The 25,080-nt window shown below is 69.9% G+C and carries 25 protein-coding genes, 3 pseudogenes and 4 riboswitches; of the genes and pseudogenes, 15 read left to right on the top strand and 13 right to left on the bottom strand.

Annotation, left to right across the window (positions count from 1 at the left end; translation table 11 throughout):
* The first annotated feature begins 41 nt into the window (after window positions 1–41).
* Window positions 42–1,955: an ATP-binding protein gene (locus VG276_07185; GenBank protein ID HEV8649181.1), complete on the top strand. Its 1,914-nt coding sequence runs from the start codon at window positions 42–44 to the stop codon at window positions 1,953–1,955.
* Window position 1,956: 1 nt separating this feature from the next.
* Here VG276_07185 and VG276_07180 read toward each other — a convergent pair whose 3' ends face one another.
* Window positions 1,957–3,018, bottom strand: coding sequence for a sugar ABC transporter substrate-binding protein (locus tag VG276_07180; GenBank protein HEV8649180.1), 1,062 nt, complete (start codon window positions 3,016–3,018; stop codon window positions 1,957–1,959).
* 254 nt (window positions 3,019–3,272) lie between these two features.
* Window positions 3,273–4,292, bottom strand: a complete 1,020-nt coding sequence (locus VG276_07175; GenBank protein HEV8649179.1) for an SIS domain-containing protein — start codon at window positions 4,290–4,292, stop codon at window positions 3,273–3,275.
* Between the two features lie 444 nt (window positions 4,293–4,736).
* Between VG276_07175 and VG276_07170 the strand changes: the two are divergent.
* Window positions 4,737–4,829 (top strand): annotated as a pseudogene (locus VG276_07170) (TMEM175 family protein).
* Window positions 4,830–4,907: 78 nt separating this feature from the next.
* Window positions 4,908–5,114 carry a hypothetical protein gene (locus VG276_07165; protein ID HEV8649178.1) on the top strand — a complete coding sequence of 69 codons (207 nt, stop codon included), beginning with the start codon at window positions 4,908–4,910 and terminating at the stop codon, window positions 5,112–5,114.
* A 274-nt stretch (window positions 5,115–5,388) separates the two neighbouring features.
* Here VG276_07165 and VG276_07160 read toward each other — a convergent pair whose 3' ends face one another.
* Both VG276_07160 and VG276_07155 read right to left on the bottom strand, forming a co-directional pair.
* A complete protein-coding gene (locus VG276_07160; GenBank protein ID HEV8649177.1) occupies window positions 5,389–5,751 on the bottom strand; it encodes a hypothetical protein in 363 nt (120 codons plus the stop codon).
* Between the two features lie 103 nt (window positions 5,752–5,854).
* Window positions 5,855–6,421 (bottom strand): hypothetical protein, encoded by a 567-nt coding sequence (locus VG276_07155; protein HEV8649176.1) that lies wholly within the window; start codon window positions 6,419–6,421, stop codon window positions 5,855–5,857.
* Window positions 6,422–7,092: 671 nt separating this feature from the next.
* Window positions 7,093–7,155, top strand: a riboswitch (Fluoride riboswitch).
* A gap of 614 nt (window positions 7,156–7,769) precedes the next feature.
* On the opposite strand from VG276_07155, the gene VG276_07150 reads away from it, so the two are divergent.
* Entirely contained in the window at window positions 7,770–8,222 is a 453-nt protein-coding gene (locus VG276_07150; GenBank protein HEV8649175.1) for a hypothetical protein, read from the top strand.
* Window positions 8,223–8,489: 267 nt separating this feature from the next.
* Window positions 8,490–8,554: riboswitch (Fluoride riboswitch) on the top strand.
* A gap of 136 nt (window positions 8,555–8,690) precedes the next feature.
* On the opposite strand, the gene VG276_07145 is transcribed toward VG276_07150, so the two are convergent.
* Window positions 8,691–8,990 carry a hypothetical protein gene (locus tag VG276_07145; protein HEV8649174.1) on the bottom strand — a complete coding sequence of 100 codons (300 nt, stop codon included), beginning with the start codon at window positions 8,988–8,990 and terminating at the stop codon, window positions 8,691–8,693.
* A 52-nt stretch (window positions 8,991–9,042) separates the two neighbouring features.
* Between VG276_07145 and VG276_07140 the strand changes: the two genes are divergently transcribed.
* A complete protein-coding gene (locus VG276_07140) occupies window positions 9,043–9,594 on the top strand; it encodes a hypothetical protein (GenBank protein HEV8649173.1) in 552 nt (183 codons plus the stop codon).
* A gap of 311 nt (window positions 9,595–9,905) precedes the next feature.
* Here the strand turns inward: VG276_07140 and VG276_07135 are convergent, their stop codons facing one another.
* Window positions 9,906–10,145: a universal stress protein gene (locus tag VG276_07135; protein ID HEV8649172.1), complete on the bottom strand. Its 240-nt coding sequence runs from the start codon at window positions 10,143–10,145 to the stop codon at window positions 9,906–9,908.
* Window positions 10,146–10,152: 7 nt separating this feature from the next.
* Between VG276_07135 and VG276_07130 the strand changes: the two genes are divergently transcribed.
* The 3 genes from VG276_07130 to VG276_07120 all read left to right on the top strand — a co-directional run bounded on the left by VG276_07130 (window position 10,153) and on the right by VG276_07120 (window position 12,472).
* Window positions 10,153–10,593, top strand: a complete 441-nt coding sequence (locus VG276_07130) for a cation:proton antiporter (protein HEV8649171.1) — start codon at window positions 10,153–10,155, stop codon at window positions 10,591–10,593.
* On the top strand, window positions 10,562–10,858 hold the full coding sequence (locus VG276_07125) for a hypothetical protein (GenBank protein ID HEV8649170.1): 297 nt from the start codon (window positions 10,562–10,564) through the stop codon (window positions 10,856–10,858). Before VG276_07130 ends, VG276_07125 begins: the two co-directional genes overlap by 32 nt.
* A gap of 314 nt (window positions 10,859–11,172) precedes the next feature.
* A riboswitch (Fluoride riboswitch) is annotated at window positions 11,173–11,231 on the top strand.
* Between the two features lie 17 nt (window positions 11,232–11,248).
* Window positions 11,249–12,472 carry an MFS transporter gene (locus VG276_07120; protein HEV8649169.1) on the top strand — a complete coding sequence of 408 codons (1,224 nt, stop codon included), beginning with the start codon at window positions 11,249–11,251 and terminating at the stop codon, window positions 12,470–12,472.
* Window positions 12,473–12,862: 390 nt separating this feature from the next.
* Here the strand turns inward: VG276_07120 and VG276_07115 are convergent, their stop codons facing one another.
* Window positions 12,863–13,864: a hypothetical protein gene (locus VG276_07115; GenBank protein ID HEV8649168.1), complete on the bottom strand. Its 1,002-nt coding sequence runs from the start codon at window positions 13,862–13,864 to the stop codon at window positions 12,863–12,865.
* A gap of 45 nt (window positions 13,865–13,909) precedes the next feature.
* Entirely contained in the window at window positions 13,910–15,073 is a 1,164-nt protein-coding gene (locus VG276_07110; GenBank protein ID HEV8649167.1) for a nucleotide pyrophosphatase/phosphodiesterase family protein, read from the bottom strand.
* A gap of 382 nt (window positions 15,074–15,455) precedes the next feature.
* On the opposite strand from VG276_07110, the gene VG276_07105 reads away from it, so the two are divergent.
* The 3 genes from VG276_07105 (at window position 15,456) to VG276_07095 (ending at window position 19,850) form a co-directional block, all read left to right on the top strand.
* On the top strand, window positions 15,456–15,920 hold the full coding sequence (locus tag VG276_07105) for a hypothetical protein (protein ID HEV8649166.1): 465 nt from the start codon (window positions 15,456–15,458) through the stop codon (window positions 15,918–15,920).
* 374 nt (window positions 15,921–16,294) lie between these two features.
* A riboswitch (Fluoride riboswitch) is annotated at window positions 16,295–16,355 on the top strand.
* Window positions 16,356–16,791: 436 nt separating this feature from the next.
* A complete protein-coding gene (locus tag VG276_07100; protein ID HEV8649165.1) occupies window positions 16,792–18,327 on the top strand; it encodes a DNA mismatch repair protein MutS in 1,536 nt (511 codons plus the stop codon).
* A complete protein-coding gene (locus VG276_07095) occupies window positions 18,324–19,850 on the top strand; it encodes a DNA mismatch repair protein MutS (GenBank protein ID HEV8649164.1) in 1,527 nt (508 codons plus the stop codon). Before VG276_07100 ends, VG276_07095 begins: the two co-directional genes overlap by 4 nt.
* A 900-nt stretch (window positions 19,851–20,750) precedes the next feature.
* On the opposite strand, the gene VG276_07090 is transcribed toward VG276_07095, so the two are convergent.
* Window positions 20,751–21,041: a hypothetical protein gene (locus VG276_07090; protein HEV8649163.1), complete on the bottom strand. Its 291-nt coding sequence runs from the start codon at window positions 21,039–21,041 to the stop codon at window positions 20,751–20,753.
* Window positions 21,042–21,154: 113 nt separating this feature from the next.
* Between VG276_07090 and VG276_07085 the strand changes: the two genes are divergently transcribed.
* Both VG276_07085 and VG276_07080 read left to right on the top strand, forming a co-directional pair.
* Complete coding sequence (locus VG276_07085; GenBank protein ID HEV8649162.1) at window positions 21,155–21,475, top strand: hypothetical protein; 321 nt, start codon at window positions 21,155–21,157, stop codon at window positions 21,473–21,475.
* A gap of 104 nt (window positions 21,476–21,579) precedes the next feature.
* Window positions 21,580–22,326 carry an ABC transporter permease gene (locus VG276_07080; GenBank protein ID HEV8649161.1) on the top strand — a complete coding sequence of 249 codons (747 nt, stop codon included), beginning with the start codon at window positions 21,580–21,582 and terminating at the stop codon, window positions 22,324–22,326.
* On the opposite strand, the gene VG276_07075 is transcribed toward VG276_07080, so the two are convergent.
* Window positions 22,311–22,517 carry a hypothetical protein gene (locus VG276_07075; protein ID HEV8649160.1) on the bottom strand — a complete coding sequence of 69 codons (207 nt, stop codon included), beginning with the start codon at window positions 22,515–22,517 and terminating at the stop codon, window positions 22,311–22,313. The genes VG276_07080 and VG276_07075 overlap by 16 nt on opposite strands.
* On the opposite strand from VG276_07075, the pseudogene VG276_07070 reads away from it, so the two are divergent.
* A pseudogene (locus VG276_07070) lies at window positions 22,452–22,589 on the top strand (SAM-dependent methyltransferase). The gene VG276_07075 and the pseudogene VG276_07070 sit on opposite strands and share 66 nt — an antisense overlap.
* Before the next feature lie 95 nt (window positions 22,590–22,684).
* Here the strand turns inward: VG276_07070 and VG276_07065 are convergent.
* Together VG276_07065 and VG276_07060 are read right to left on the bottom strand one after the other, a co-directional pair.
* A pseudogene (locus VG276_07065) lies at window positions 22,685–22,918 on the bottom strand (DUF664 domain-containing protein).
* A 729-nt stretch (window positions 22,919–23,647) separates the two neighbouring features.
* Window positions 23,648–24,160, bottom strand: a complete 513-nt coding sequence (locus VG276_07060; protein HEV8649159.1) for a helix-turn-helix domain-containing protein — start codon at window positions 24,158–24,160, stop codon at window positions 23,648–23,650.
* A 54-nt stretch (window positions 24,161–24,214) separates the two neighbouring features.
* On the opposite strand from VG276_07060, the gene VG276_07055 reads away from it, so the two are divergent.
* Window positions 24,215–24,727 (top strand): PaaI family thioesterase, encoded by a 513-nt coding sequence (locus tag VG276_07055; GenBank protein HEV8649158.1) that lies wholly within the window; start codon window positions 24,215–24,217, stop codon window positions 24,725–24,727.
* 26 nt (window positions 24,728–24,753) lie between these two features.
* Here the strand turns inward: VG276_07055 and VG276_07050 are convergent, their stop codons facing one another.
* Window positions 24,754–24,972 (bottom strand): hypothetical protein, encoded by a 219-nt coding sequence (locus tag VG276_07050; GenBank protein HEV8649157.1) that lies wholly within the window; start codon window positions 24,970–24,972, stop codon window positions 24,754–24,756.
* Window positions 24,973–25,080 lie beyond the last annotated feature (108 nt).

Below are 25,080 nucleotides of genomic sequence, written 5' to 3'. Positions count from 1 at the left end.
TGGCGCGCGGCCCGCGCCGGCCACCCCTTGGGAGCCGGGCGGTGACGGCCCGGGTTGGCGGCCGGGACGTGGCCAGGGACCAGCGCCGCTTCCGCCTCGCCGTGCTCGCCTCCGCCGCGGCGGCGACTGCCTTCGCGGTCTGGGTCGGCCGGGAGGTGGGTGGGCCTCAGGTCAGCTCCGCGGTCGACGACGTCGGCTCGGTGCTGGCCGCGTGGGCGGCCGCGCTGGCCTGCTTCGCCGCCGCCCGGCGGGGGCCGTCGGGGCTCGGCCGAGCCTGGACGATGTCGATGCGCCGGGCCTGGTGGCTGCTGGGACTGTCGGCCTTCGCCTGGGGCATCGGGGGTGTGCTGTGGACCTGGTACCAGTTCGGGCTCGGGATCGAGGTGCCGTTCCCGTCCTGGGCCGACGTCGCCTACCTCAGCGCCATGCCGCTGGCCGCGGCCGGCGTGCTCGCCTTCCCGACCGCGCCCGTGCTGGCCGCCGCCCGCCTGCGAACCCTGCTCGACGGGCTGCTCATCGCCGCCTGCCTGCTGGCGGTGAGCTGGGGGACCATCGGCGACATGGTGTACTCCGCGACGGACCTGACGGTCGCCGAGCGTGCGGTCGGCCTGGCCTACCCGTTGGGCGACATCGTCACCGGCGCGATCGCGCTGGCCGTGCTGGCCCGCTCGCGCGGCCGCGGCGTGGTCCCGCTGACCTTGATCGCCATGGCGGTGCTGGCCTTGGCCGTGGCCGACTCGACGTTCCTGTACCTGACCCAGCGCGACCTGTACGGCAACGGCAACGTGCTCGACACCGGCTGGGTGGTCGGGTACCTGCTGCTCATGCTGAGCGCGCTGCGGCCCGCCGAGGCCAGGATCAGCCCCGACATCGACGAGCGCGGCTCGCTGGCCCGCATCTGCCTGCCCTACGCCGCGGTGGCCGCCGCCATCGTGACCATCTGCGCCGCGCAGGCCCGCAACGGCGCCATCGACGCGTTCCTGTTCTGGGACAGCGTGACCGTCATCGCCCTGGTGGTCCTGCGCCAGCTCGCGATGTTCGTGGAGAACCGGCAGCTGAACCAGCGGATGGAACGGACGGTGGTGGAGCTGTCGGAGCGGGAGGCGGAGCTCGGGCTGGCACTGGCCCGCGGGCAGACGGCCGCCGAAGGCCTGCGCGCCGCCGACCAGATGAAGGACACATTCCTGCGTGCGGTCTCCCACGACCTGCGCAACCCGCTGACCGCGATCCTCGGGGTGGCCCTCACCCTCGAGCGGACCAGGATGGAGCTGCCCCGCGACAAGGGCATGGAGCTGCTCGGGATGCTGGTGGACAAGGCCCACAAGCTCGACCGGCTCCTGACCGACCTGCTCGACCTGAACCGGCTCGAGCAGGGCGTGCTCGAGCCCAACCGCTCCCGGATCGACATCGGCGAGCTGGTGCGGCGGGTCGTCCGGGAGGTGGACCTGCTTGAGGGCTGGCCCGTCTCGGTGGGGATCGGCGAGCTGACCGCCGACGTCGACGGGCCCAAGGTCGAGCGCATCATCGAGAACCTGCTCATCAACACGGTGCGGCACACGCCGGCGGGCACGCCGGTGTGGATCCGGGCCGCCGCCGTCGGTCCCGACCTCGAGCTGGTCGTCGAGGACTGCGGCCCGGGCGTGCCGCCCGAGCTGGCCGGCACCATCTTCGAGCCGTTCCGGCGGGGCGACCCCGGGGTCGCCCCCGGGGTCGGCATCGGGCTGTCGCTCGTCGCGCGCTTCGCCCAGCTCCACGGCGGCCGGGCCTGGGTGGGGGAGCGGCCCGGCGGTGGGGCCGCGTTCCACGTGCTGCTGCCCGACGCCGTGCCGTGGGCCGTGAAGGCGGCGCCGCCGCTGGCCTCGCGGGTGGCCATCCCCCGCAAGCCCCACCCGGGCCTCACCACCCCGATCCAGCGCACCACCTCCGCGGCCCGGGCGCAGCGCTCGGCCGGATGAGTCAGCTGGTGATCTTGGCGGCCAGGCAGGCCTGCGCGTAGGCACCGGTGCAGATCTGCTCGGCGGTGAGAAAGCCGTCGGCGACGACTGTGTCCTTGATGTTGTCCTTGGTCACCACGACGGTGTCCAGCAGCGCCGAAGGCACCTCCTCGCTGCCGTTGTTGACCTTGCTCTTGGCGATGTCTGGGGGCGTCTTGCCCGTGGCGAGCGCGACCGCCAGCTCCGCGGAGGTCTCCGCGATCTTCTTGATCGGCTGGTAGACGGTCATGAGCTGCTGGTTGACGAGGATCCGCTGGATGGCCGCGACCTCCGCGTCCTGGCCGGTGACCGGCCGCTTGGCCGGGTCGATCTGGGCGCCCTTCATCGCCGCGATCACGCCGCCGGCCATGCCGTCGTTGGCCACGTAGACGCCGTCGAACCCGTCGGGGCCGAGGCTGGTGATGGCCTGCTCCATCTGCCGCTGGGCCTTGTCCGGGCTCCAGTCGGGGGTGTCGTACTCCTTGGCGACCTTGACGCCGGCGGGGTCGAGCACGCTGTGCGCGCCCTTCTTGTACGGCCCGGCGTTGCTGTCGGTCGGGGCGCCGTTGATCATCACCACCGTCGGTTTGGCCTTGCCGGCCTGCTTCAGCGCGTCCAGTAGGGACTGGCCCTGCTGCTGGCCGACCTTGTAGGGGTCGATCGACACGTAGTAGTCGAGGTCGGCGTCGCTGACCAGGCGGCCGTAGCTGATCACGGCAACCTTGGACTGCTTGGCGCGCTGCACGATGCCGGCTGCGGACTTCACGTCCACGGCGGAGATCACGATCACCTTGGCGCCGTTGGTGATGGCCGCCTCGGCCTGCTGCTGCTGCTTGGCCGAATCCTGGTTGGCGTTGTTGTAGATCACGCTGCAGCCTGAGCAGAGCTCCTTCACCTTGCGCTCGAAGTTCGGGCGGTCCTGCTGCTCGTAGCGAGTGGTCTTCGACTCCGGCAGCAGCAGGGCGATCTTGCCGGCGCCCTCGCCACCGCCTCCGCCGCCGCCCGAGCCGCTGTCGGTGGTGGCACAGCCGGCGGCCAGCAGCATCACGGCCGCGACCGCCGACGCCGTGCGGACCACCTTGCTCACCGTGCTGCCAGCCAACGCCCTCACTCCCTTCGGGATCCATTCTCGGGATGCGTTCCCCTTCGGGATGCGTTCCCCTTCGGGTTCGGGATCCGTTCCCGCCCGTGCAGCCTACTGCGCCCCGCCGGAATGTCCATTCGGACACCTTCCAGATAGCTCAGCGAGGCCAGATAGCTCAGCGAGGCGAGCAGGGCCGGGCGGCCGGGCGCGGGACATCAGAGCGTCTCAGTGACCTTCTCGAGACCCCGGGGGGCGTCCGGATCGCCACCCCGGGCGATCGCGAGGTCCCGCGCGAGCTGCTGGAACGGCAGGATCTCGAGCAGGGGCGAGAGCTCCTCGGGCACACCTGCGGGCAGCTCGACCCCGACCGTGGCCTTGGCCACCGCGTCCGGGCTGCCGACCACGAACAGGTCGGCGCCCACCTCGCGCAGCTTGGCGAGGACCTGCCCCATGGCGTCGCCGCCGACCCCGCTGGCCATGACCGCCAGCACCGGCACCTGCGGGTCGATCATGGCCAGCGGCCCGTGCAGCAGGTCCGCACCTGAGAACGCCTGGGCGGAAAGGTAGGACGTCTCCATGAGCTTGAGGGCCGCCTCGCATACGGTCGCGTAGGAGTATCCCCGGGCGGTCGTCACCAGGCGGGTGGCGAACCGGTAGCGCTCGGCCAGGTCGGCGACCACCTCGCCGTTGCCGAGCACGCGCCGCCCCAGCCCGGGCAGCCGGTCGCACCCTTCGCAGGCGCCGCCACGCCACCCGTCCACCACCAGGTAGAGCGCGAGCAGCTGGGCGGTGTAGGACTTGGTGGCGGCCACGGCCCGCTCGGGCCCGGCGAGCACGTCGACGTGGAGCTCGGCGGCCTGGGCCAGCGGCGACCCGGGCGCGTTGGTCACGGCCAGGGTGAGCGCGCCCTGCTCCCGGGCCAGCGACATGGAGTGCACCAGGTCGGGCGAGCCGCCCGACTGGCTCACGCCGACCATGAGCACGCCGGTCAGGTCAGGGCGGGCGCCGTAGGTGGTCATGGTGGACGGCGACACCAGGCCGGCCGGCAGCTCGACCAGGATCTCGACCAGGTACTTCGCGTAGAGCGCCGCGTTGTCGCTGGTGCCGCGGGCGACAAAGAGCACGAAGCGGGGGCGGTGCTCCCGGATGCGCCTGACCGCGGCCTGGACGTCGGCTTGGCCGCCGCGGAGCAGCCGCTCCCACACCTCGGGCTGCTCGGCGATCTCGGCGGCCATGCGACGCCCAGGCGCCGCGGGCGGCGGGAAGGGTCCGGAGGTCACGTCGTCCTCCCCTCGGGGTAGCGTGGAACTGCCAGTATGCCCGGTTGGTGGGGACGGCCACGCCGCCGTGCCGACGTACCCTGGGTCCGACGAGTAGGCGAACAGGATTGAACGCTACCGCCTTCGCCCACTCGTCGGACCCTACTACTCGTGGGCCTGCGAAGGCTGGCCGCCGGGACCGCGGGCGCTGCCGCCCATCGGGCCCGACCGCACGCTGCTGCTGCGCGACCCCGACCGGCGGGACAGCGATGGACGGCGCCGTCGCCGTGCCGCCGGAGCGGCACAACTTCCGCATCCGGTCGCGACGCGCCGAAACGTGGACCGGGCGCTTCACGATCTGGGTCAAGTCCGGCTGACAGTCGCTTGCAGCTTGCAAGTGACATCGATACGGTCGGTCCCATGGAGACGACCCGGGTGGAAGCGTTCAGCGACGGCGTCTTCGCCATCGCGATCACTCTGCTCGTGCTCGACCTGCGCGTGCCGCAGGAGGTGGCCACGGGCGGCCTCGGGCATGCGCTCGCACGGTGAGGGCCCCGTCGGTAGCTGCTCGGCTCACTACTGGTCGCCGTCATGGTGGCCGTCTCCGGCTATCGGCTGGGCTTTGCGGTGCTGGCCGTCCCCGGCGTGGCCGCGGTGGTGTTGTTGGCCCGGCTGCGCACCGCCGCTCCCGACCCGGCCACCCACGACACCGCCGACCCCATGGGTGACCGCCACCAACCCGAACCCCGGGCCGAACCCCGGGCCCCGGTAGAAGGTGGCCGGGTCGGGGCGCGTTGACGATCCGTCCCGGTCCTGTACGTTGCGGTGGCGGCTGGAAGGCGATGAGGCCCGCCCCGGGCCCGGCCGCCTTGCTCGTCGCCCAGCAGGACTGATGGCTTCTACCTCGAAGGTGAACGGGGTGGAAGCTGTACGCCTCAGGAGCCGATCCTCGGCTGATCCCATGTCCCTCACCTCTATCCGGGCGGCACGGCCCTTCAGGTCAGCCGGTCGCCGTCCGCCAGGGCCGGCTCGCCAGTCGCCCAGGCCGCGTCGATCTCAGTCCCCGAGGGGGCTAGTCAGCATGCGGCCCACCCGAGGTTGATCCGTGGTCGGCGGTCAGCCTGGAGAGCTCGGTTCGGAGCACCTCTTCTGCGGTCGCGTACCGCAGCGCGGCCACCCACAGGCGGTCAGAGGTCGCAGCGTGCCGGCGCCGACCGGGAGCTCGCCGCGGCGGCCACTCGGCAGGGGCGGCGTAGGCCGGGACGCGGGCGTCCCGGAACGCTGCGAGCAGGTCATCCACCAGCACTGGGTCGACGTCGGCGATCGGTGCCCAGGCCGGAGCGTCGAGCCCGTTGCCACGGCCGAACGGCGGGAGCCATGCCGCCCGCCCGTCTCCGTAGTGCGCCGCTGCCGGCGACGGGAACGATGCGGTCATCGCGGAGACCTCCGCCAAGCCGAGGAACGACGCATCCGGCCACCCGTCGGCGTGGGAACTTCGGCGCCCGGCAGGCGACCTGACGATCCTTCCCCGAGCCGGTTCATGGTGGGCCATGCGCCGACGTGCGGTCGCCAACGGCCGGCGAGCCTTCCTCGAGGTCCCGCAGCCGGGCGCCGATCATCCCTTGGGCGACGTGGATCCCGGTGATGGCGCTCGCGTGCAGTCGGTCAGCCCTCGCCGGGTCCTCGCACCGGGCGGGGCGCTCGCACGCGGTACGGAGCTGACCGAGGGTCCGGCGCAACCCGGACCGCATCAGCAGTGATGCGTGCCGGTCGACCTCCTGCTGGCACAGGTCGAGCTGCCGGCGCAGATCCAGCTCGTCGAGCGACGGGCTGCTGTACGGCTGCCCGCTGCGCCGTGCGGCTGCAAGACGAGCGTAGTGGTACAAGGTGCTGGCGCGGGCGAGCCGGGTGAGCCCGTCATGGGCGGCGAGCAGTGCCCGTCGCTCGTCCTCGTCCGCGACCTGCCGGGCCTTCTCCGCGCGTTCCAGCTCTATACGGGCCTGCTCGCGGCGCAGCACGCTCCGTTCCCGCCGCAGGTCGTAGAGACGCATGCCGACGCCGCCAGCGAGGGAGCCGGCCGCCACCAGGAGCACCGGTTCAGCCATCGTCAACCCCGTGGTGGTCGTGGGACCGGGAACATCCCAGGCGTGGAATCCACCGGATCGCAGGCTGGCCGAGTGCGGTCGACCCGTCGGTCGGCCCGACGGTCCGGCGCGGGACCACTGTCCGCGGTAAGTCTTGGGCAGCGGCGGGGGTTGTAAAGGCCACCCGGAGCCGGTCAGTGGTCGGGCCGGTGACCGAGCGCAGGATCGCCGGAAGCAGCGCGGGGATGGGATCGGCGCGAGCGGGGACCCCGGAGCGGTGCCGAGCCCCGAGCAGCGGCTGGCTGATCCGGACGTCCACGTCCAGGGTCGGCGCCGACCCGAGCGCACCAACGCCCTCGTCGTGTCCGTCGGACGGCAGCCAGCCTGGGCGCCCGCAGGCCCGATCCTGGTAGGAGACTGAGATGCACGACCCCGTCACGACCCCGCCTCCTGCCACCCGCGTGAAGGGCAGGACCCATCGGCCGGTCGGCGGTTGGACCGCTCGTGGTTGGCGGTCCCGGCGGGGGCCAGCGCCGGGCGGCCGGTGCGACCGCACCTCAATGATAGCCTCGCGGGGAGCCTCCCTGATGAGCTGGCTGGAAGGATGCTGATCGCCAGACACGGCCCAGAATTACCGAGCAGAGCAGCAGCATTCCTCCCCTGGCCTGCCCGGCCCACGCGCCAGCCGCTATCCTGGTCGTGGCGATGAGGCTCGCCTGGACCGCGCCACGTGCGCTGATGGCTTCTACCTGCTGTCCCACCTGGCGTCGAGTGAGCAGGGGTATGCCGATGCAGCCCGGTCGTGATCCCGACGAACTCGCCATGGTCATCGAGGGAGCATCGGCGCGGTGAGCTGGCGTCGGCGGCGGCGCGCGGGCGTGGCGAGTTCAGCGGGCGAGCTAGCGGGCCTGGTCGCCCGCGACGGCTGCCCGCTGTGCGGCGTGCTGGCGCAGGCCGAGGATCGTTGGTTCTTCTGGTTCGTGGCCGAGTCATATAGCTTCCCAGAACTCACCGGGCAGCTGCGAGCCTCCCTCGGGCTGTGCCCGGCCCACACCAGGCGTCTGCTGGCGTCCACCGCCCCCGTCAACGTCGTGCGTCACCTCGGCGACCTCGCCGAGGTGGATGCCAAGGCGGGGGCTACAACGGCCCGCGTGCACGCAGCCCTGTGGCAGGCCGAGCTGGAGCGCTTCGCCGCCGCACTGGACGGGGGCTCCCCACGACCGGCGCTACCGGGCGGCTGCGGGACCTCGCACGCTCGTGGCGGACACACGCGCGATCCTCCCCCCGCCTCCGCGCGAGCCGCCGAGCCACGCTCGCGCTGCGTGACGCGCTCCGCTCGCGCCCCGCGGCGGTCGCGCACGCCCGCGGCATGCTGCGGCACCAGCCATCGTGCACGGCTTGCCGGGCGGTCGGAACGGTCGAGGACCGCCAGGCCGCGCTGCTGCGCGCCGGCCTCGGCGACGTGAGCACGCGTGCCGCCTACGACCGCTCGCACGGCGTCTGCGCCTGGCACGCGGCAATCCTGGAAGGAGGGCTGGCAGGCCCGGCGCGTGATCTGGCACAGACCCGCCTGGCCGTCCTCACCTGGGAGCTGGACGAGCTGGATCGCAAGTCGAGATGGTCGACACGGCACGAGCCGTCAGGCCCGGAGGGCGACGCCTGGCTGCGGGCGTTCGCGGCGGTGGACGGCCACGCCTTCCTCGGCGGTCCGGCGCGCGGGTCCGGGCAGGCTTGCGCGGGCAGCCGTGACGCACCGGACCTTAGAGCCGCTGTGGGGATGGAGCCTCCCGTGCCGCCCGTGGTGGCTGATGACTCGCCGTGACGGACGACGGTGCACAAAGCTGCGATGAAAGCTTCAACCACTCGCGGCGTACCGCTGCGCCGCTTCAGCCCGGCTGCAATCCCACGCCGAGGCATTCATGCAAAGGATGTAGCTTGGGTGGCCCACGGACCGGTCGTCTTGCCGCTCAGGGCCATCAGGTGATGGTCGGCTACCTCCGCCTGCAGCGTCGCCTCGGGCGGCTCGACATCCCCGACATGACCGCCGCTCCGGCCTCTTGATCGAGGGCTCTCTGCTCATCCTGACCGTTGTGCTCCCAGCGATGGAGCTCGCTGCGACCGCCCTCTGTCCGGGCTGATGGCTCCTGCACCCAGTGGGCCAACTCCGGAAGGGCAGAGATGATCGGCGACGTCCTGTGGCTGCTTGCGGGCGTTGTCGTCGGCGTCTGGCGGATCCCATTCCTCAACGCCGTCAAGGCGGCAGTCTACCGTCTGCCCTCGCTCGCGCCAGCTACCGCACAAGCCTGCGGTACCAGGGAATCCGAGCGCTGGCGGCGCGGCACTGGTTGGCGGTCGCGCCCGGGTAGCTGCCCTGGACGAGCGGGGCCAGCCTGGCCAGGCTGCCCCGGTCGCCAGTGTCGCCGTGGTAGTCGTAGGACTGCCGATTGAAGTAGTCCGTGAGGTCACCGGCCAGGGTGGTCAGCGCACCGAAGCTGCGCTCGAGCAGCCGGTCGCGGCCGCGGGGCAGCGCCTGGACGAGCGGGATGTGAGCGAGGCAGATCGGTCCGGTCTGCTCGAACGCCTCGTCCAACGCCCGGCCTTCCAGAACCTCGGCGAGCTGGCCAGCGGCCGACCGGCCCGCGTTGGCGGTCAGGCAACAGCGGCTCACCCCTACCGGCCAGCCGATACCATGGCAACGCAGCGCCCCTGCGCCCGACCAGGCCGAAGGAGGAACCCCTACGCCGGAACGTTCCGTCGCCCAGTGGGCACAAGCCGAACCCGCGGCGCGGGACGCCGTCCTTGACCTCGCCGAGCGGGCGGTCGCCCTGCAGCCCGCAGCCGAGACGGCCATCCAGCTCTACCGCCTCGACCGGCCGCCGACGACCGCCATGACCGAGGAGGGGCGACGGGTGGCCGAGGCCTACCTGGCACTCGGCGAGCGGCTCCGCTCCGTTGACGTCGACCACCCCATCGGCGCGATCCTCGCCATGCTGCTGGACCGGCACCTGCACCTCGTCCGCCTCGCGCTGGAAACGGTCGAGCCGCCAGCCAGCGGCGCGGCCGGGCGCTGGCCTCCTCCGGCCGGGCTCGGGCAGGCCGCCGGTGACCTCGTCGGAGTCCGCGACCTGCTCCGGCGGACATTACGGATCGCCGGCCGGGCAGTTACCGACCTCCCGGCCGGAGGGCGCCTGTAGGTATGGCACGATCGATTTGCAAGAGGCCGCTAGCTAGGGCGTGGTTTCTTTTAGAAATCTCACTATGCGTGACAATCCACCTGCCATCTAAGCAGCCAGTTTCACTCAAGGCGTTCGCCCGTCGGGCTGCTGAGGCCCATGGGCACCACGCTCCTAGTCCCCGCTAGTCCCAAAGCCGTCCGGTTAGCTGGATTTGCGAGCACAAACTCCCTGGTCAGCGTGGTCACATCAGGCCAGAAGGGCCCTTAACCGGATGGCATTGCCGCTAGTCCCGGTTCGCCGCTCACGGGCGTGACGTGCCGGGCGGATCGTCAGCGGACGATCAGCACCGAGCAGGTCGCGTGCCGGCTGACCTTCTCGGCCGTGGTGCCGAGGAAGCGGCCCCAGACAGCCGAATGGCCGCTGTGGCCAAGAACGATGAGGTCGGCCTCCTGCTCGGCGGCTGCCCGGACGATCTCCTGGGCCGGGTGGCCGGCCCGGATCACCGTCTGCATCGCGACGCCATGCGCTCGGGCGTAGGCGGTCGCGTCCTCGGCCCACTCCTTCGCCACCCTCTCGGTGCTGTTCCTCAAGCCCAACCTCTGGACGATCCCGTTCGTGCTGGTGTCGGTCCTGCTCGTTTGGCTGATGCCGCGGCTGGAGGGCTGGTTCTTTCACCGCTACGGCAACCGCGTGATCGAGCCCGAGCTCAAGGGCGCGTTCGCCGCCTTGTTCCTGCTCATGTATCTCGGGGAGCGGGCCCAGAGCCACGCGGTCCTGCCCGCGTTCCTGCTCGGTCTCGGCCTGGCCCGCAGCTTCGAGCGCCACCGCGCCGAGCAGCAGCGCTTCCGTGTCATCGCCTTCGCCCTGCTGACGCCGTTCTTCTTCATCCGCTCGGGCATGAACGTCTCGCTCGGCGCCGTGTGGGCCAACCTTGGGCTGCTCGCCCTGTTCCTGGCTGTCAAGGTCGCTGGGAAGTTTCCTCGGCGTGTACCCGCTTGCCCGCCGCCACGCCCGTGACCACGCCACCTACCTCACCCTGCTGATGAGCACCGGGCTCACCTTCGGCACGATCTCAGCGACCTACGGGCTGAACGCCGGGATCATCACCCGCGCGCAGTTCTCGGTGCTGGTAAGCGTAGTCGTGCTCACCGCGATCGTCCCCACCGCGATCGCGCAGCGGTTCTTCACCCCCAGGATGGGACCTGCAACCAGCTTCGGTGCCGACGACGAGCGCAGCCTCAAGGCTCCGGCGCAGCAGACAGGCCTTCCCGCAAGCGAGTGAGCAGTCGGTCGCGGGCAGTAGCGTCCCGGTGGGGCCGAGACCCTACGAGCCGCACTCGGCCGAGGAGTGGGCCGATCTTGCAGGATGTGGCTGAGATGACACCCAGACCGGCAGGCAACCACTACCGTGCCGATCGCCGCTCACACCACGTCCCGCTCTCGGTCGAGCGGACTCATGACCCCTCCCGGTCGGCGAACGCCTCCTGCCTCGGGCAGGAGCCAGTGAGGAGCGGATCGACCGACATGGTCGGCCGGGGCAGGTTGGATCGCGGCGGCGAACGTGTCCGACGTGCCGATCCCCATTCGTGCGGGTAGCCTGACGCGAGGGATGGAGCTCCCGCAACCGCCGTCCGGCTGATGGCTCCTGTCGGCTCGACGTAGGGGGACTCCAATGGCCTCGACGAGCCCCGCCCCGGCCGCTGCCGGCCTGCGGCGCAGCGCCGTCCGGTTCGTGGTGTTGCTCGGGGTGCTCAGCTTGCTCGCCGACACCACGTACGAGGGCGCCCGGAGCATCACCGGCCCGTTCCTGGCCATGCTCGGCGCCAGCGGCGCCGTGGTCGGCGCCGTTGCCGGCTTCGGCGAGCTGGTCGGCTATGCCGTGCGCCTCGGCAGCGGCCGGCTCAGCGAGCGGACCGGACGTACCTGGCTGTTGACCATCGCCGGGTATGCGGTCAACCTGCTCGCTGTGCCGCTGCTGGCGCTCGCGGGCAACTGGCCCGCTGCGGCGACGCTCATGATCGCGGAGCGGATCGGCAAGGGCGTCCGGGTCCCCCCGCGCGACGCGATGCTGTCGCACGCCGCCGCGCAGCTGGGGCGCGGCTGGGGCTTCGGCCTCCACGAGGCGCTCGACCAGGTCGGCGCGGTGCTCGGGCCGCTGCTGGTCGCCCTGGTGGTGGCCACCCACCACGGCTACCGGGCCGGGTTCGTGCTGCTTGCCGTGCCGGCTGGGCTCGCTCTGGCCGTGGTGGCCGCCGCCCGCACCCAGTATCCCAATCCGCGGACGTTCGAGGCCGACGAGCAAGACGGGCCGACCGGGACTGGGCTGCCGCGGGTGTTCTGGCTCTACCTGGCCGCGAGCGGCTTGGTCGCGGCCGGGTTCGCGGACTTCCCGCTGATCGCCTTCCACTTCCAGCAGGCCGGCGTGGTCACCGGCGGCGCCGTCCCGCTCTTCTACGCCATCGCCATGGGAGCGGACGCGCTGGCCGCACTCGCTCTAGGCCGGCTGTTCGACCGGGTCGGCATCGCCGCCGTGATCGGCGCCGCGCTGGCGGCGGCCGCCTTCGCGCCGCTGGTCTTCTACGGCCGCGCGCCGCTCGCAGTGGTGGGACTGGTCCTCTGGGGCCTAGGCATGGCGTCGCAGGAGTCGGTGATGCGCGCGGCGGTCGCCGCGATGACCCCGCCCGACCGACGCGCCAGCGCCTATGGGATCTTCAACGCCGGCTACGGGGTGTGTTGGTTTGCCGGCAGCGTCCTGCTCGGCGTCCTCTACGACCGCTCGCTGGCCGCGCTGGTCGGCGTGTCGGTCGCGGTCCAGCTCGCCGCCGTGCCGTTGCTGCTCGCCGTTCGAGGCCGGCTGCGGCCTCGGTCCGGTCAAGCTGCCCGGTCAGGCCGGTAGGCGACCGTCGCCCACGAGTAAGCATCCTGGGCCGCGACGCCTTGATCCCAGCCGGGCTGGGATCAAGGCGTCGCAAGGCCGGTTCCGATGCCGACCCCGCGGCCAGTCGCGCCGCCGCCCAGCATCTTGCAGCCGCGTAGGCCGATCACTGCCGTGCTCCCCCGCAGCGCTACCTCCCGACCGGCAACCAGCCCAGCGCCTCAATCCACGCGCCACGCTGCTTGAGAGTCGCCGGTGCCGCGTCGGCGGTCATCGCACCACCAGGTCTCGACACGTAGGTCCCATCGACCTGGCAGCGGTCATCAACGGCGTCGGCCAGCAGCGGCGTGAACGAACCCACCTGTAGGTTGTGACGTGGCGGCTTCGCCGACGGTCGCCGAAGGCCATGTGTCAGTGGCGAAACCGGTCGCCTGCGCGCTCGGCGAGTGCTTCTGGGGTGATGTCGACCGCCGCCTCCCAGTGCAGCCGCTCCAGGTACATGGCGTCGGAGCGATACAGCGGCCGCGGGTTGGAGCGGCACACCAGCCGGAGGTTCAGCAGGTAGCCGGGGGTGCCCGCTGGGGCGCCGTAGACGGCTAGGTTGAAGCTCTCGAAGCCAAGCTCGGCATACAGGTTGAGGGCGGTGGCGATCCCCCAGCCGAGCTCGGCGACGCGGTCTTGGCCGAGCTCGGCGGGGGAGACCACCCCAGGCAGAAACGCCCGCAGCTCGCCCGGCCCGAGCGGCGCGAAGCTGGCCAGCCACTCGACGCTGCCGGTGGAGCCGAGGTGGCGGCGCCCCTCGCGACGCTCGGTCGCCAGGTAGTCGTTGAACCGCTCGGGCGGCATCTCGGCGAGCAGGCGCTGGAAGGTGGTCGGGACGGGGCTGGCCGCGCCCTGCAGGTGCGGGTGGTACAGCGAGCTGCCCGAGGGGAGCATGTGATTGGCGTTGACCGATACCCAGCGCGCCGCCGGGTCGGCCTGCAGCACCGCGGCCGCGAACGCCACCTGGGTGGCCAGGTTGTCGCCGACGAGCACCGGGGTCATCGCCCCGAGGGGCAGGAAGTGCAGGGACGGGGAGTAGACCGAGACCGAGCTGTGGGGCGCGTAGGTGAGCAGGTTGGGGAACAGCACGGCCTGGCCGCGCCGGATACGACCCTCGGGGGCGATGGCGGGTACGAGCCGCGGGGTAGCCTGCTCGATCCGGTCCGGGCAGAACGGGCAGCCGGCCCTGGTCTCCTCGGCCAGCGCGGCCAGGTCGAAGTCGCTCGGCGGGAACAGTCCACTGCCGGTGACCAGCCGCGCGCCGTGGCCGGTGAGCGGATCCCAGCGGATCTCCACGCTGGTCGGGACGTGCTCGTTGCCCTCACCTGGGGGCAGCAGCTCGCCGGTGAGCACGACGCGACGAAGCTCCATGGTCGGCATCTTCCCGCGCCCGGCGCCGTCCTGTGAAGCGGAAGCCTATCGGCGCAGGAGCAGCAGCGGCACGAGCTGCTCGGCCGGGGTCATGGAGCCGTGATGGCCGACCATGGCGGCCTCGCCCGGATAGGTGTCGCGGTCGAACACGCCGATCGCGGTCCGGGCGGCCGCCACGACGTCGCCGATCCGCGGGCGTACCCGGTCGAGCACCTGCGGCCCGAACCAGCCGCCCGCGGTCGCCTCCTCCCGCGACGCGACCCACACGGCGTCACCGAGCACCGCCCGCCAGGCGGCGAGCACGTCGGCCGCCGCCCCGTCGACCGCGTGGACGTGCCTGGCCCGAGCCTCACCGGCGAGCAGGCGCACCCCGGCGGCCAGCTCGGGATGATCAACGAGATCGACTCGCTGGTCTGGCCCGAGATCGACCATGCCATGGTCGCCGGTAACGGCCAGCAGGGTGCCGCGGGGCAGTCGCTCGGCGATGAACTCGACGAGCAGGTCGACGTGGCGGAGCTGCAGGCCCCAGGCATCCGCGCGGGTCCCGCGGGCATGCCCGGTCAGGTCGAGGTCGCGGTGGTAGACGTAGACCAGCCGGCGCCGTCCCGCGGCTAGCTCCCGCACCGCCAGGCCGCCCTGGTCGCCGACAGAGACCGCGTTCTGGTATCGCCCGCCGCGTAGCACCGCTCGGGTCAGGCCCGACTGGGCGTGGTCCCGCGGGCCGACAAGGACGATCTCGACGCTGTCCAGAGCGGCCCGCTCGAACGCGGTCGGATCGGGCTGGAGCTGTTCGGGCACCACCCGGTCGCGCAGGTCGACCTGGTGACCCCGGCCGGCCGCCGTCCAGTGCAGGCAGTTCAGTGCCGCACGCTGGCCGGGGACCGCCATCGTCGTGCCGACCAGGCCGTGCTCACCTGGGGGTCGGCCGGTACCGAGCGAGCCGACGCTCGTTACCGTGGTGGCCGGGAAGCCGGCGGTGAGTGTCCGCGCGCTGTCCACGCCGACGTTTAGGAACGGCGCGTGCTCGAGGTTAGCCTCCAGCAACTCCCACCCGAGCCCATCCACCAGCACCAGGCAGACCCGGTCGACCGGGTCGAGGCCGAGGCGGTTGGCGAATCCTGGCGCGTCGAGCGCGGCAAGCAGCGACGGCACAAGCTCGGCCAGCGACGCCTCGCCGTAGCGAGGCAGCGACGGTGCGGGCTCGGCCACGCCTCCCCTCCGGTCCTGGGCCATGGTCATACGCAGCATATCGGCCACCCGCCGGTACGGACGGCACGTCGCCGGCGCACTCTCGAATCCCTCGTCTGGCGGCGACGGATAGGCGCCAGGACGCGACGAACGCATCGAGCGGGTTCAGATTTCACGTCGCTGGACTGGCTCGCACGGACGCCGGCCGGACCAGTCGAGCTTGCGGACCACCGCTGGTCCAGAGTACCGCTCGAACCTGGGCGGCGCGTCGCCCGTGGCCCTCGTTGCTATCCTGGTCGCGTCGCGGATACCGCGACCAGCGATGGAGCTCGCTGCGATCGCCTCGGCTGATGGCTCCTGCGCAGGCAGGAACGGCTGCTTCTGGATGACGAGGTGATGCGCCATGGCTCGGTTCTCCCTGCTCCGCCGCCGATCCAACGGACCGGCCCAGGAGACGGCAGGGGTCCAACCGCTGGACCCGGACGAGGCACGCCGGCACCTGCAGCAGGCGTGGTCGATCATGGACCGGGCGATCGAGCTGCACCCGGTGGCCGAGGCGGTCATCCGCGCCTGCCGAGAGGACGACGCCAAGACGGGTGTCCTGGGAGCCGAGGGTGGCAGGGTGCGCGACACCTACCGCCGGCTCCGCGAGGAGCTGCGGCCGTTGAACCTGCCCTCGTGGCTGGCTGACGACCTGGCTTCGACCCTCGACCATCACCTCGAACTGGTCAGCCTCGCGCTCGATCTCTCCTACCGCCCGCAGACCGAGCGGATCGAGATGCAGCGGCATCGGCTGCATGGCCTTGGCCCCTCAGCCGGCTACCTCCTCGCCCTCCGCCACCGGCTGATCGAGGAGCTCGGGGCGTGAGGTGGCGCCGGTCTCGCTGCTGAGCCGTTCGGGCGACGAATCGGAGGCGGTCGTATGGCTAATGTCAGCGACGATGAGGTCTTGCTCCTCTGGCGCGCGCTGTCGACGTTCCGCGGGGACAAGAGCCCAAGTGCCAGCCGAGCGACACGTCTCGGCGGGGTACGTGTCCTCTCTTTGCACGGTGTCCACGCTGGCAGGGCCGAGACGACTGGCTGCGCAGCCTCGGGGACTCCATCGACAAGACCGAGCGACGCCGAGCGGCATGGCCATGCCAGCCGACTCTCGACTTGCTGGGTCCCCAGACGCGACGGATCGGCCAGTAGCTTCCGGCGGCGCTCCCTCGGCCGAGATGCAGGCGTGTCGCTAGGGGGTAGAATCGCCACGGCGATGAAGCCCGCCTGAACCGCCGCAGCGGCTGATGGCTTCTACGGAAGACTGAACCGGTGGAAGCTGATGACGCGCTGCGATCGCCTCGGCCTCGACTCGCCATCCCGGCAGGTGCCGTATCGGCTCGGCCCGCGATCGTCGTGTCGAAGCTTCCCGCTCGGCGGAGGTGATCCGTGTGGGTGGAAAGCCGATGCGACGCCGCGGCTGCGGGTTCACGCTCGTCTCGAGCCGGATCTCGCGGCCGCTCTGTGGTCGCCGCTGGGAAACGCCCCTGGCTGACGGCAGGAGAACGGTGTCCTCCGGCGCGGTTGAGACGGCTGGGACGGGCGCCCCTAGTCAGCCGTCCGCCGGTGAGCGTCGCTCTCCCGAGGTGTTTCTCAGCGGCGGTCTGCTGCACGCCGTAGTTCCCGTCGCATCCGGACGGGCGGGCAAGTCCGAGCTGAGCCACTCACGCCCATATCGCGCCAGGAGGTGACCTCTTCCTGTGCGATCCCCCAGCATCCTCTTCGACCGGCCCGACAGCAACGTCGACACCGATGTGCGGGAAGAGCCCTCCTCTTTCGCCGACTTGAATGTCGATCAGGTGCTGGAGTCGATGATCGCCAGCCGCGAAGAATATGATCTCAACCCCTTCTTCTACGCTCCGTTGCACGACGTCGCAGCCGTTCGCTATCGCCATGAAGTACTGCGCGACCTCGAGAAGAACGCAGTGTTCGAGTCTATACGGGCATTCACGCACAAAATCTGGGCAATGCGCGAGCATCTCGCGCGAGCAGAGAAGCTCCACTACACATACCAGAAGGAGAGCTGGTTTCTTGACGCCGTGGAGATATATTGCGACGCCGTCAGCTCTCTGGCCGAGGAGCTCACTCTTCTAGAGGTGACATCGCGTGGCTTCCAGGCGTTCCGCGAGTACCTCGCGGACTACACGGCATCCGACGGCTTCAAGTCGCTTGCGGCCGAAACGCACAAGCTAAAGGACGATCTCGCGAGGGTGAAGTATTGCGTACACATCAGGGGGAACCGGGTCAAGGTCAGCAAGTACGACGGGGAAGCCGACTACAGCGTAGACGTGGAGAAGACATTCGCGAAGTTCAAGCAGGGAGCCGTGAAGGACTACCGGGTCAAGCTCCCCGACTGGCCGGACATGAACCACGTTGAAGCTCGCCTACTGGATTTAGTTGCACGACTATATCCGGACGTCTTCCTGACGTTGGACAAGTACTGCGCTCGCCACCGCAATTACCTCGCTAAGACGATTGGCAATTTCGACCACGAGGTACAGTTCTATCTGGCGTATCTTGAGTACATCGAGCGGTTTAAGTCAGCGGGATTGCCGTTTTGCTACCCCCATGTGTCCGCTCGGTCCAAGGAGGTCTATGCCTATGAAGCATTCGATCTTGCCTTGGCCAACAAGCTCGTCCCCGAGCGCTCCGCCGTGGTGTGCAACGATTTCTTCCTGAAGGACCCGGAGCGCATCTTCGTGGTCACTGGTCCGAACCAGGGTGGCAAGACGACCTTCGCGCGGATGTTCGGCCAGCTGCATTACCTCGCCAGCCTCGGCTATCCGGTCCCGGGGAGGAAAGCGCGGCTGTTTCTGCCCGACCGGGTGTTCACCCACTTCGAGAAGGAGGAAGACCTCGCGACCCTCAGGGGGAAGCTCGAGGATGAGTTGGTAAGACTTCACGACATCCTGCAGCAGGCAACGAGCAACAGTATCCTCATCATGAACGAAAGCTTCACCTCGACGACGCTGAGGGATGCTCTGGTTCTCGGCACGGAGGTGATAAAGCAGATAATAAAGCTGGACTCGTTGTGCGTGTGCGTGACGTTCGTCGACGAGTTGGCTTCTCTCAGCGAGACCACCGTCAGCATTGTCAGCACGGTAGTCCCCGATACTCCCGCAGTGCGGACATACAAGATCGTCAGAAAGCCTGCCGACGGACTCGCCTACGCCGCCGCGATCGCCCAGAAGTGCGGCCTCACGTACGAGTCGCTGAGGAGGCGCATCGCGCCATGAAGGCTTTCCTCATGCATGGAGACGAGGATTTCGACCTCCAGCGGGGGCTACCACCGAACGAAGGAGCACTGACGCAGGACCTTGAGCTGAACACGCTGTTCAACGCCATGGCCCTCGGTGACAAGTTCCTGTTCGACGTGGGCAGGAGGGCTGTTCTGTCGACCCTGACGGACTCGGAGGCGATCGTCTATCGCCAGCACGTTCTTGCTGACTGTCTCGAGCAGTCGTCCATTGTGAGAGAGATTTACGAGATCGCCGTAGAGGCGATCCAAGGCGAGAAGAAGATCTGGGGCGTGTTCGTGAGTTCACCCGACACGACCCTCAACAGGTCCCTGCAGGTGCTGGAGTTGTTCGTAGGGTTCCTCAAGAGGCTGCGCAAGATCGCCGACGAACATACGGAGAAGTTCCGGTCGGAAGGATTCGTGCGCTTCTTCGCGATGCTTGCGAAGGAACTCGACGACGGGTACTTCGAGACCGTCGAAGACCATCTAAGAGAGCTCAGGTTCCGACGCGGCGTGCTGATCAGCGCCCAGCTCGGCAAGGGCAACAAAGGCATCCACTACGTACTGCGAAGACCTCGGGAGCAGAGCTGGATGGAGCGGATTTCTCCGAAGACCCGCTCCGGCTACAGCTTCCAAATCTCGGATCGTGACGAAAACGGTTTCCATGCTTTGTCGGAGCTGCGAGGGAAAGGGATCAACCTCGTTGCCAACGCGCTCGCTCAATCGGCCGACCACATTCTAAGCTTCTTCATCATGTTGCGGACGGAGCTGGGCTTCTATATCGGTTGCCTGAACTTGCACGGGCGGCTTGCGGAGAAGGGCGAGCCAACGTGCTTCCCCGTGCCCCTAGCTCGGGGCCAGGCCGCGCTTTCCGCTCAGGGACTCTACGACGTCTGTCTCACGCTGAACCTGGAAGAGCGAGTCGTTGGCAACGATGTGAACGCGGAGAACAAATGGCTTGGAATGATCACTGGCGCTAACCAGGGGGGGAAGTCGACGTTCCTGCGCGGCGTAGGCTTGGCGCAACTGACGATGCAATGTGGGATGTTCGTGGCGGCGGAATCCTTCAGCGCCAATGTCTGCGACGGCATCTTCACGCACTACAAGCGAGAAGAAGACGCCACCATGAAGAGCGGCAAACTCGATGAAGAGCTCAGCAGGATGAGCGACATCGCCGACAAGATAACTCCAAACTGCATGTTGCTGTGCAACGAGTCGTTCGCAGCGACAAACGAGAGAGAGGGCTCCGAAATCGCGCGGCAAGTCGTCCGTGCACTGATCGAAGCCGGCATTAAGGTCTTCTTCGTCACTCACCTTTTCGACCTCGCGCAAGGGTTCTACCTCCAAGAACTAGACACGGCTCTCTTCCTTCGCGCTGAAAGGCAGCCCGACGGTCGGCGCACGTTCCGGCTTGTCGAAGGCGAACCACTGCCGACCAGCTATGGCGAAGACTCCTATTGGCGCATCTTCGGCACCGCTCCCGATGCCGCACCGGCGGCAGTCGCAGACATGAGACCGTGACGGTCGACGTGGCTCCACCCAGCGAGACGGAACCTGGGCACGTGCTGCCGCCGGGCGGGTAGCTATCGCCACGTCTCGCTGCGGCTCGCCTTCTGGCGTTTGTGGGGTCAGAGAGCGTGTCTCCTTCGGGCGGGTCGTCGCGCCTAACGCCGATTTCCACGCAGCGAGTTGCCCCCAGTTTCAGGCGAGTTCGTAGCGGAGGGTGCGGCCTTGCCAACAGAGGACGGTGATGGTGGGCAGGTCGGCAGCGCGGAGGACGGGTGAGTGGGCGCGCCGGGGCTGCGATGGTGGTGACTTGGCCGTGGTTGAGGATCTGCCCGCTGATACCGAGGAAGTGTCGTTGCAGGGTGTCGGGGGTGCCGGTGGCCTGGCCTGGCAGAGGGCGGCGCAGTGCTGCGCAGCCGGCGCTGGCGAGGACGGATAGTGCGACGTCGAGGTCGACGTTGAGCGGCACTGCTGAGGATAGGGCGGGGCGTCGAGGTGGAAGCTGCGGATGGCCAGGTGCTGAGGATGGCGGCGCAGGTCGAGATCCTTGAGCGTCGGACTGTTGTACGGCTGCCCCGTCCGGCGTGCGGCTTCGAGACGGGCATGGTGGTACAGCGTGCTCGCACGCGCGAGCCGTGCGAGCGCCTGATCGGCCGCGAGCAGTGCCCGTCGCTCGTCTTCCTGCGCGGCCCGGCGGGCCGCCTCCGCGCGTTTCCAGATCGAGGCGGGCCTGCTGCCTGCGCAGCAGGCGCTGTTCCCGGAGCATGTCGTGGACCCGCATGCCAGCGCTGCCAGCGAGTGCACCTGCCAGGAGCAGGAGCACCGGCTCAGTCGTCTCGAACCTCCGAGGGCGGCCGAACCTGGACGACCTTGTCCGCCCTGCGAGTCGTGGCGGAGGCCTCGGGCTGGGGCCGATCAGGACAATCCCCAAAGGACCGCTGTGCCGTCCCCGCTCGCGGTGGCGAGCCAGCGGCCGTCGGGGCTGAAGGCGACCCCCAGGACGGCCCCGCCGTGGACAACCCTGGTGCGCTCCTGGCCGGTGGCGGCGTCCCAGATGCGAGCGGTGCGGTCGTCGCTGGCGGTGGTCAGCCGACGGCCGTCGGGGCTGAAGGCGACCGCGTTGACGTTTGCCGCATGCACGAGCACCCGTACCGCAGCGGGGCTGGCAGCGATCGCCTGCACGCCCGCCAGCGGCGGAATGGTCACGGAGGCCGTCGAGGTCCGGTCCTCGGCGGCAGCCGACCGCGCTCAGCGGCCCGGCCGGCGCAGTCCCAGTCGGCGCGGTGAGGAATCGATCGACGAGCCGGACGAGGCGGCCCGTGTCGTCGTCGAAGGCGACCGGGCCCGGACCCTCCAGGCCCTGCGGGGCGTCGGCGGCCAGGAACCGACCGACGACCGGCCGCCCCGGCAGGATCGTGCTCCCGGCGCTCGATGGCGCCAGGACGCTGACCGAGGCGCTGCGGCGACTGGACACCGCCGGTGTCGCCCCTGAGGACGTGGCGTTGCACAAGCCGACCCTCGACGAGGTGTTCCTCGCCCTCACCGGCCACCTCGCCAGCACCGTCAACCGGAACGGTCACGACACCCGTGGCGGCGCGGGTCGCGGCGACCACCACCATCGTGAAAGGGCAGACCGATGAGTGCCACCACAATCCCCACCCGACAAGGCTAGCTGGCACGCACCGCCAGCGACATCACGGTCATCACCCACCGCAACCTGCTCCGCACCCTGCGGCTGCCCGACGTGCCGGTGCTGTCGGCCAGCATGCCGGTGATCTTCATCCTGCTGTTCACCTACATGTTCGGCGGCGCCATCCAAGGCGCCCTCCCGCCGGCCGCCGCCGGCAGCTACGTCAACTGGCTCATCCCCGGCCTGCTCGCCCAGTTCGCACTGTTCGGCGGAGGAGCCACCGCGTCCGGCCTGGTCGAGGATCTCACCAAAGGGGTCATCGACCGCTTCCGCGCGCTGCCGATGGCCGGCTCGGCGGTGCTCGTCGGCCGGACCCTGTCGGACCTTGCCCGTTCGGCGGTGACCCTGACGCTCATGCTGGCCGTCGGCTTTGGGATCGGATTCCGCCCGCAGACCGGCTTCATGGGCCTGCTCGGCGCGCTGGCGGTCGGCCTGGCCTTCGGCTACGCGTGGTCGTGGGTGATGGCGCTGCTGGGGCTGGTGGTGCGCAACGCCGAGGCGGTCCAGGCGGCGGTGTTCATGGTGGTGTTCCCGCTGGCCTTCACCAGCTCGGTGTTCGTCCCGACCCCGACCATGCCGTCCTGGCTGCAGCCGTTTGCCGCCAACCAGCCCGTCACCGTGGCCACCAACGCCCTGCGGGGCCTGGTCCTCGGCCCCGGCGCCCTCCCGCCAGGGCGGACCGTCGCCGGGCAGGTCGTCCTGGCGCTGGTCTGGGCCGCCGCGATCACCGCGGTGTTCGCCCCCTGGCCGTCCGCAGCTACCGCCGCACCGTCAGCTAACCCGCATCATCCCAGCAGGTGAGAAGGATGCCCATGTCCACCCGCAGCCAGCCCGGACCGGTCCGCCATCCCGTCTTCGCCCGCTGCTATGCCCGGGTCGGCCACCTCCCGGACGCCCAGGCCGGCGTCGCCGAGCACCGGAGGCAGCTGCTCGCCGGCCTGACCGGCCGCATCGTCGAGGTCGGCGCCGGCAACGGCCTCAACTTCCCGCACTACCCGGCCACCGTCACCGAGGTCGTGGCCGTGGAGCCAGAACCCTACCTGCGCCGCCTGGCGCTGGCCGCGGCCAGGCAGGCGCCGGTGCCCATCCGGGTGGTGGACGGCACCGCCGAGGCGCTGCCCGCCCAACTGACGCGCAGATCGGCGTTCTCGTCATCGTCGTCGAAGGGCAGCGGCTCGGTCGCGCGGCCGAAGGTCTGGCAGAACCAGCCGTACTCGACGGCCGCCAGATGCTTCACGAGGCCCAGCAGGTTGGTGCCCGACGGCGTCATCGCCCGTCGCAGGTCGGCGTCGTCGAGGCCTTCGAGCTTCCACAGCACCGCATCGCGGTGCCGGTCGAGGCTGACGCGCAGGCTTTCCTTCTCATCGCCGGTGAACGGCACCCGTCGAGCCATGATCGTGCTCCTCCATTGAACGCGCCAGCGGCACCCGTCCTGGCCCAATACTCCCGAAGCTGTCCCCAGGGGCAAGGTATAGGGAGTATGGGCCATGAACTGTTGGCGGCTGGTGACACGGACCCGGGCGGGCACTGTTGCATCTGGGCGAAGGGCGTCGCCGACGAGTCGCTGAGTGGAGGAGGGCACACACCTGCGAAGGTCTTTCACGACCGGAGTGCCAAGAGCACGCCCCTTGACCAGCGGTGATGGTGGAGTGATGGGACGGTGATGGTGCCCCCGGCAGGGCACGTCCCAGACCTGCGGACCACGGTTCGGCTATCCGCGCAGGTCAGGCTATCGACCTCGGCCAGCGGGCAGGCAGAAGCTGGACTGACCCCAGCGCATCACCCTTGCAGGGTACAGACCATGGGGCGCGACCACCTGGCTGAGCCCGAAACAGATCAGATCCGGTCTCCCGGCGCGCCTGGCCGAGCATGGGTCGAGATCCCGACCTTCCAGACGAGGATCTCCGGCGGTTCCGTAGAGCACCCGTTCAGGGCCAGAGGGACAGGTGAGGGCACCCGCATGACAAACCAGGGGAGCGGCGGACATGGGCGGATCCCAACGTGCTTGCCCCCGTGACCCGCATGGCAGCGGCGTGCAGCAGGCCGAGATCTTCCCGGACCTGGCAGGGCAGGGCGACGCGCTTGCAGAACCACCCGACAGGTTTCCGACGAGCGGACGTTCTCACTGTCGATATCCCGCCTGCGTGGCGGCGTCGCCGATCGGGCTCAGGCGGATCGCGCCTGGGCCTGGGCGCGGCTGGACCTGCCGCATCGTGGCGATCTCGTGGCCGGCCTCGCAGCGCAACACCGCGTGCACCTGGGTCTCGCAGCCGGCGTGGACGGTGCGAAGCGGCGGGCCGCTGGGGTCCGCAAGGTAGCGGTCGCCCCAGTCGCGCACGGCGACCAGCACCGGGTACAGGTCGAAGCCCTTGTCGGTCAGGCGGTACTCATAGCGCCCCCGGGCGCCCGGTTCGCGGTAGGGCTCGCGCCGCAGGATGCCGTGGGTGACCAGGCTGGCGAGCCGGTTGGCGAGCACCTGACGCGGGATCCCGGTGCGCTCGCGCATGTCATCGAAGCGCCGCACCCCGGTGAAGATCTCGCGGAGGACGACCACGGTCCACTTCTCACCGAGGATCTCCATCGCTCGGCCGATGGTGCAGTTGTCGATCGACCAGTTCAGGGCTTCAGGACGCATAGCGCCATGCTAGATCTCGTTGACAGACTCAGCAAGGCCTGCCATGCTGCGTCTATGAGTGAGACTCAGACGACAATACGGAGCCGCACCTTCTCGTGGTCCGACCCGGCGCTCACCGCCGTGCACCTCGGCCGCCGCAGCGGGCTGGACCTGCTCCGGGCGATGGTCTCCGGCGAGCTGCCTGCCCCGCCCGTCATGGATCTGCTCGGCGTCGAACGGTTGGAGGTGGACGAGGGCCGGGCCGCGGTGGTCATGACCCCACAGGAGTTCCACTACAACCCGCTCGGCACGGTGCACGGCGGGGTCCTCGCGACGCTGCTGGACACGGCCGCGGGGTGTGCGGTCCACTCCACGCTGCCCGCCGGCGTCGGCTATACCTCGCTGGACCTGACGACCAGGTTCCTTCGCCCGGTGACGGTTGCCTCCGGCGCGTTGCGCTGCGAGGGGACGGTGCTGGCGCGGGGCCGGACCACGGCGCTGGCCGAGGCGCGACTCACCGATGTGAAGGGCCGCCTGGTCGCGCACGCCACCTCGTCCTGCCTTCTCTTCGAGACCGGCGCGGACTGATCCCATCGCCAGTCGACGAGCTGCGGTCAGCCCGCCAGCGCGTCTCCGGGGAAGCTGCGGCAGGGATGGACTTCGTAGGTGAACACGCCGGCCTGCATGCCCGGGTCGCCGTCCATGATCCGCCGGACCTTGTCGACCTCGGCGTCGAAGATGGCGATGCCACAACCTGCGAGTAGCGCCCACACGTCGGTCGGGCTGGTGGCATGCTGCCGGCGGCCTCCGGCCCGTTCGATGGTCTGGCCCACGAGCCCCGGCGCCATGGCATGCGGCTGTGCGTGTCGTGTCCCCCGGACGCTCCGGCGGGCTCGGAGGCCCCAACGCCGCGTGGAATACGACCCACCCTGTGGAACCCG

The organism is Actinomycetes bacterium (assembly GCA_036000965.1).
Taxonomy (GTDB): Bacteria; Actinomycetota; CALGFH01; order CALGFH01; family CALGFH01; genus DASYUT01.
Note: the sequence above shows the minus strand (reverse complement) of the source record. Positions and strands in the feature narration are given on the sequence as shown.